Origin of the sequence: Segetibacter sp. 3557_3, assembly GCF_004354985.1 — a bacterium.
Classification (GTDB): Bacteria; Bacteroidota; Bacteroidia; order Chitinophagales; family Chitinophagaceae; genus Segetibacter.
In genome coordinates, this window is sequence record NZ_SMSK01000024.1 from 72,143 (window position 1) to 79,005 (window position 6,863).

Consider the following 6,863-nt stretch of genomic DNA (forward strand, 5'->3'; position numbering starts at 1 on the left):
TGGTTAAAACTGGCATATTGACTTTTTGTTCAGAGCTAGTCAAATCGTCCTGCAGGTAGGTAATATAAGATGCTTAGTAAATCAAACAGGTTTTATGTTTGAATTGATAGAAGATTGTGCGCAGCAACTCGAAACGGCCTTATTGTACAAACCTTACCAGGTTTCGAAAGCATTAGCTATTTAACTAACAAGTGTAAGACATAAATCTGCCGACCATACGATTACCGGAAAGTCACAATCTGGGGAGATGCGAAAGACTATTGAAGGTTCGCAAAGATAGTTCAGGAAAGCATCGCACCGGCACCAAAAATGCATTCGACACTGGTCGAAGTAATTCAGCAAATACAACTGGCTACACTTATAATTAATACTATTGTGTGATTATAAAGATTTAATTCTTTACCGAAGGCAATCAAGCGCGGTGAATTTTGACCGTAATAGTAGAGCTTATGGCGAGCTCGAGTGCTGAGCAGCTAAGTAAGATTGAAGTTAGGGAAGGTTTTTAGCCGTCCCACCTGTGGATTGCCTGTACAGCAAAGTCATCTAAACTACTTAGATCATAGACGGCAGTAGCACGAGGGTGTTTATCAAATAAGCACTCGGTTGATTTAAGTAATACTAAATTCAATGGTAAATTCTTTCAATTAATTCAAAAGGTGATGAAAACGATCTATTCATTCATTGTTGCCTTATGTGGCACCGCCTTCAGAGGTAATTGCCAAACAGAGAACTTATTCGTAGCCGAACAAATAGCGGTGCCGGCTTCATCTTCAAAGGATTTCGTCGGCCTATTAGATGCAAATCCTCCTTTACTTCTGAGCAATTCTCATAATTTAAAAAAGCCTTATTTATTTACAGAAGGTTCCGCGAATAGGACAATAAAATCGAGCCGCTACCTCGACATATATGTTGGAGTGAGAGCCCTTCCAATGAGAACTGAAAAGGCAACTGTTGTTATTAACTATCCTAATTTAAACTCTACCGGAGGTAATTTTTCTTCGAGCACAGAAGTTAAGAAAAGCAATTACGCAATTAACCTGGACATCAGTATCCAAGGGGGGCGAAAAAGCGCGCATCATTTTGAATTTGGCATGGGTGGATTATTCGGCAGAGTGTTGGGTCGATTCTATGCGGAGGTAGGTTACGGCTGGAATTTTCCATTAGGGCCTGTTACAGTAAGGCCAGTATTGAATATAGCGTCCGGGAATTTACGCTATCACCTGGGATACATGTCAAAGAGTGCTACATACATAGAGGTTAACCAAACAAAGTTCTATTCAGATGTATTTGTTTCGGCGGTCACCAATCCTTTGGCATTAATTCCACGTGTCGATATTTCTATCCCCATAAGTAAGCTAAATACAATCAAAATCTTTGCTGGCTATCATATGACCGTTTTTAGAACTGATCCGTTCATTCAGTTTTCAGGACAGGATCAATACAATGAGTATTATAGTATAAACGAAAGAATCAATAACCCAAACGTCAATTTTTTAATTAATAGCAGCCGTGTTCAGGATCTGCCGGTGGACATAGACGGATTGGTATTTGGTGTAGGAGTTAGCTTTAATTACTTGTATCGGCGCTTTAATTGGCAACACTGAGTTAATGTTAGACTCCGATTACTTGTGTCGTAACTTTTTGCTGTTAGCTCTGAGCTTTTGCTTATATATCCAATTGATTATACGTTTGTGAATGGGTAAAATGTCCTCTTTTCAGTTTTAGGTACTCAGAAATATAAGACATTGTTTCCAGTACCTGATGATAGCCCGTATTTCAACCGTACAGAAGCTTTGGACATTCCGGTTTGCCAGCTGCAGAATAAATCAGACGTTGATGGCTTAGCCGAGCTGATGTGAAATCTTAGCACTCCTTCTGTGGTAAACTTGTGGTGTAAGCCCCAAATGTGCTATTATCCAATGTAAGTTTTACAGCTAAGCTCAGCAACAACTCTGTTAATACTTGCCAAGTTCCTCAGTAGCTAACGGCATTGACCTTATATGTTTTCGCCGTTGTACATCGAAGTCAAAATTTAAAGTTATGGAGAAGTGCACAAGAATAGTACTTGCCGACAGGGCTTGTAATTCTATGATTAGCGAAGTCGTGGACAGAGGTTCACAAGAAACGGGAGGTATCTTATTGGGAACGGTAGTTGGTTCAATCTGGTATGTATTAGAAGCAGTTGACCCAGGGCCCTGGCCAATGTTAAGTCCAAAGAACTTAAAATACGTTAACCATCTGACAAAGGTACTTTCCAGGCAATACCGTATAGAATTGAAGGTTTTAGGCCGATGGCGACGAGACCTGGAGAATGAGGATACCCTTTCAAGTACAAAGCAGGTGATGAATTCTGTGTTTTCCCTAAGTCCTGCAGCGCCTGAGGTTTTGGCACTTATAAACATTGGACCTGCTTCTCGCTTAACCGTTTATCATCTTTCCGATTCGCAGGATATCTCAAAGGTAAATTATGATGTTGCCAACGATCTGGTTCCGGAAAACTTGTTTGAGTACAATCACGCCGAAGAGATCAGGAAAATAAATCTGGTTCAATATTGCATGCCATATGTCTCGAATTTTCCTCTAGCACACTTAGGCGGAACAAATGGACTTTGGCAAACTTCAAAGAGATTACTAGTTATGTTCAACTATGAAACCCGGCATGAGCGATCTCTGTAGTAAAGCTTCATAAACCTTTTAACGTGCCTGAGTACAATTTGTCAGAACGAAAATACATACCCTTTAAATTGTTTTTATGTTAGTAACCCCTACTGGTTTCCTGAACGATCCGGCAAACAGCGTTCTATGGACCAAAATCCAGCAGTTCAACTTCGACGAACCTGGCTCGCAAATCAGGTTCGTTGATAAACTTGCATCGAAAAACAATTGGAGCGCTGCGTATGCGGAAAGGGTTATCGAAGAATATCGGAAATTTATTTTCCTCTGCTGTATCTCTCCAACAGGTGCTTCGCCGTCTCAAGCAGTTGACGAAGCCTGGCACCTCCACCTTACCTACACCCGATCCTACTGGATTAACCTGTGCAAAAACACGCTTGGCATTGACCTTCATCATAATCCATCAAAGGGTGGGGAACAAGAATATGTGAGACACCAGCAGTGGTATAAAGACACGTTAGCCTTTTATGAACAAGCTTTTGGAACGGTACCACCGGGCGACATTTGGCCAGGAACGAATAATGTTGTAACCCCAACAGAAATGGAAAGCAAATCACGGGGGCTCTGGAAAGAACTGGTGGCTTTATCTGTGCTTTGCCTTCCTTTTCTTTTCATTTCACAAGCCTACGACATTGTCTTCCCTTTCGATCTTTATGGCGGGCAATTTCTTGTCTTCTACCTTTTGCTGTGTATCGCTGCAGCTATTGCATTTATCATGGTTTACAAGCCGAAAGCCGACAGGGTCCGGTCAGCTGTTCGAAATCACTTCCCCGAAAACATTAGTGTTTTCGAGGCCGCGGAATGTCTTCATGGAAATGAATGGGTACTTCGTACCGCCATTGTGGACCTTGTATCCAGAGGTGTTATAGAGGTGCAAGACAGCAAGAAAATTCGTATTAGTAGGGCTGATTTTTTGCCGGAGGACAATAACCCTCTGGTAACCCTTTGCCAACAAAATGAAGGCAGGGAGTTAAGCTACCATGATATAAGATCAGAATGGAAGCAAAGCGGCACACCTGCTAGTTCAACGTTGAACAAGGTATATGATGTTGCCAGTAAAGAAATTGCGGTCCGGGAGCCACTGGATAAAGTTTATCTGCCTCTTGCCATTATTGGCATTGGTCTTATCCGGGTTATACAAGGCATTGTGAATGATAGGCCTATTTATTTCTTGTTGTTGGAAATAATTGGCTTTTTACTGATGATGTTGGTTATCTATAAAGATTGCTCATGGTTTTATGCGTTTGAAGACGAGCTTAAAAACCTTTGCCTTGACAAGATCAATTTGTCACGGAAGCCGCAAGATGAAGTTGTAACCAATTTTGCCGTGACCGGTAATGTTGCCATAAGCGCTTTTGGGCAAGCCGCCTTGCTGAGTAGTATTTTTTTACTGAGCACAACAGCAGAAGGCGCTTGCGGGGGAGGTGCGGCCGACGGAGGAGGTGTCGATGGAGGCGGTGGGTGTGGAAGCGGCTGTGGTGGAGGTGGCTGTGGCGGGTGTGGAGGTGGTTAACAACCAGCATTAAGCAATGTACGGTACTACTTCCGTACTTCTGATTTCAGCTCATAACCTTGAGATGTTGTAGTTACTAAGCAAGTGAGTTATGAAATGGGTGGATTGGACAGCACGGGATAATGGCAAACTGAGGATTAAGAAAAAAGTAGGATAAGGAGTCCATATGGATAGGGTGGAAGCGAGGGCAGCATTATGCGCTTGGAGCTTGCTTTTTTTACAATACTTACTTGAAGAGTTCGGTTGTGTTGACAGTTTCAATCGGGCTATCATCGCCCTTTGTAAATGATAGAATTGCGTTGCGCAAAACAGCATTTCAGGCTGTCTGCCAGATAAAGGATATATCGTGGAGCAGGTCGGAACAGCCGAGTTGTAAGTAGCGTGCAGAGCAAGGACAATAGCTGATCCAATCTCTCACTGGCAGCAACAGCGTATCCTAATTCTACAAGCTATGTCTTTATAACCAACAAGCAATGTGGGACAGACGAGTTAATCACCAATCGGTCAATAACCGATATTGGTGTATGATGAGCGTTGTCTATAACTGCAATGTTTACCTTCTCTCTTAAAATAAGCCTAAACACTCCGGTACCAGGATTTGGTGCCGGTGTATTTGATGATTACGGTACCTAGCCATCACTAAGCATGATTGGTAACCTGATATTACTACTGAATGTTGAGTCTGATTTACCCGTTCGTCGCTTCACCTATGATCGATGCTTAAACATGAATAAAGTTCCACCTTTATCAAATAGGATGAAACGTTCGACATTTTGGCCTGTGTGTCGATGGCTTATCATCAACAGGAAATCCGTTATACCAGTTACCTAACCGCCGAAGCTATTTTGAAACAGTCTAAATAATTTGTAATTTGCTTGCGCTAAAAAGCTCTTTAGAATTGTCGTGAACTGGAAGGTGAACTCCACCTGCCTGTACTTACAACAATTTGGAAATGAATACAATGCAAACTTTTGGTTCGTCTTGTCATCCCGACGAAAAGGGTTTCAAAGAAGATTAAAAGCCTTCAGATCCATTGATTTACAGGCTTTTTTGTTTGATTAAAGCCTTAGATCTGTTCATACAAGTACAAATCATTTAAGAAGCGTTCGTGAGTTTTGAGAGCTTTCTTAGTTTAGCTCACGAATCTTCCCAAATCTTTGGCCGAACTAATCTGCAGACGTTCTGAGGCCTTGACTTGCGATTTGTAAATCATTTCCCCTTCAGCTACGTTATATAAGGCTGATGCTTGATTAATCCGTTTTATAACAAATGATTTAAAAGATTAAAAAATTAATTATGGAGCCTACACCGGCTTATTGACACGACGCAAAAAAGGAAACGGAATAAAAGCGGGTTATGCGTGGAAGGCCTTGTGTTTATGCCGTAGTCTTTCTTTGCGCTCTGGCAGCCATAAGCCGAACTTAGTGGAATTATTAATGATTGAATGTTTACAATAAACATTTTCCCCAAGTCAGCTTTTTTCTATGATTGACTTTGTTTGTCAGCGTTTCGCATACCTGAATGTTCCGGCATTGATCGATGGTTGTTTCCTTTAAAAATCCGGCTAAGTTCACTTTCATACTTTGCTCAGACACCCTTTTTTAGTTGATGGTGGAGTAAACCAGATGAATCTACCCAAGCCGGAACATGATCTTTAAATATTTCGTTAGTGTAAGGGTCAGCCAACGGCTACGAGTTTCAACAAATTGTCTTATGATTTCAACTATTCTTACTTATGCGATGTACGCTTGGACGCGTATGAAGAGTTATGGCGGTAGTCAATGGAGTAAAAATCTTGTCGATTTCTAGTTTCTTTTCACTTCTGCTTTCGATATTAAAGTGAATGTGATTTTCTCATCTGGTTTATCCCATTTATTTGCTTTTTAGTTTCACATTCATTCTTGTGCCTATCGGCATCTGCGGGACCTTCTTGACGTATTCGGGATTAATCATAGAAAAAAGAAACCCGAGCGATTTAGTTATGCCAATGATGTAGATTATCAAACAACATAGGAAGTGAACGGGAAAAAGCGATCGCCATTTCGAAAGCAGCATCGTTGTCTGGAAGCCACCCTCGTGCAAAATTGCGATTCATATGACTTTACGCGAGAAGAGCCGATATTAGCAGGCTACAATACCCTTTTATCTATGGCCATCGTTTGTTCCAAACAGTAGGCTTGTAGCATGCCAGTAGTAACCGCGGCAGCCCGGAAAACCTTGAAAATTTTGAACACAATAAGAGAGTGTAAAATCTGGCAAAAACACCTTAGATTCAGATTGGATTTAAGCTCCTGAACTACATCGTCGTTGTATTTCTTACCAATTGTGTTCCAGTATTCTCCGCATATCCAAACGTAAGTGTAAGATTTCTATCGTCACTTGACAGATGATTCCAGAGCAAATAGCGATGTAAAGCAATAGCTTAGAAAGAAGTCTGGCGAAGTAGGAATAAGTAGCACCACAATAAAAAGAAACGCTTCTCGGAAAGCTATAAGGTAGTCTAATTGATTTTTGAACTGTACCAAACTTCACGAGCATCCACCCATAAACTTGAACATATGAAAAAGTTTTTACTTGTTTTACTTTCCTGGTTTACCCTTAGCCTTTTGAAAGCCCAACCGGGAGGGCTTGATCCAAATTTCGGAGTAAACGGCAAATTGGTTCACCAGGTCAGCGG

The 6,863-nt window shown here is 41.4% G+C and carries 3 protein-coding genes; all 3 read left to right on the forward strand.

Annotated elements, in window-relative coordinates; genetic code table 11:
- Nucleotides 1–659: 659 nt before the first annotated feature.
- The 3 genes from EXU57_RS23210 to EXU57_RS23220 all read left to right on the forward strand — a co-directional run bounded on the left by EXU57_RS23210 (nt 660) and on the right by EXU57_RS23220 (nt 4,186).
- The gene (locus EXU57_RS23210) at nt 660–1,604 is read left to right on the forward strand and encodes a hypothetical protein (RefSeq protein ID WP_133270656.1); all 945 of its coding nucleotides are present in this window, start codon (nt 660–662) and stop codon (nt 1,602–1,604) included.
- Between the two features lie 436 nt (nt 1,605–2,040).
- The gene (locus EXU57_RS23215; RefSeq protein WP_133270657.1) at nt 2,041–2,676 is read left to right on the forward strand and encodes a hypothetical protein; all 636 of its coding nucleotides are present in this window, start codon (nt 2,041–2,043) and stop codon (nt 2,674–2,676) included.
- A 76-nt stretch (nt 2,677–2,752) separates the two neighbouring features.
- On the forward strand, nt 2,753–4,186 hold the full coding sequence (locus tag EXU57_RS23220) for a hypothetical protein (protein ID WP_133270658.1): 1,434 nt from the start codon (nt 2,753–2,755) through the stop codon (nt 4,184–4,186).
- The last annotated feature ends 2,677 nt before the right edge of the window (nt 4,187–6,863 follow it).

Excerpts from the sequence above, each read along its gene's own strand:
- EXU57_RS23210 (WP_133270656.1), top strand. The coding sequence starts at position 660 with ATGAAAACGATCTATTCATTCATTGTTGCCTTATGTGGCACCGCCTTC.
- EXU57_RS23215 (WP_133270657.1), top strand. The coding sequence starts at position 2,041 with ATGGAGAAGTGCACAAGAATAGTACTTGCCGACAGGGCTTGTAATTCT.
- EXU57_RS23220 (WP_133270658.1), top strand. The coding sequence starts at position 2,753 with ATGTTAGTAACCCCTACTGGTTTCCTGAACGATCCGGCAAACAGCGTT.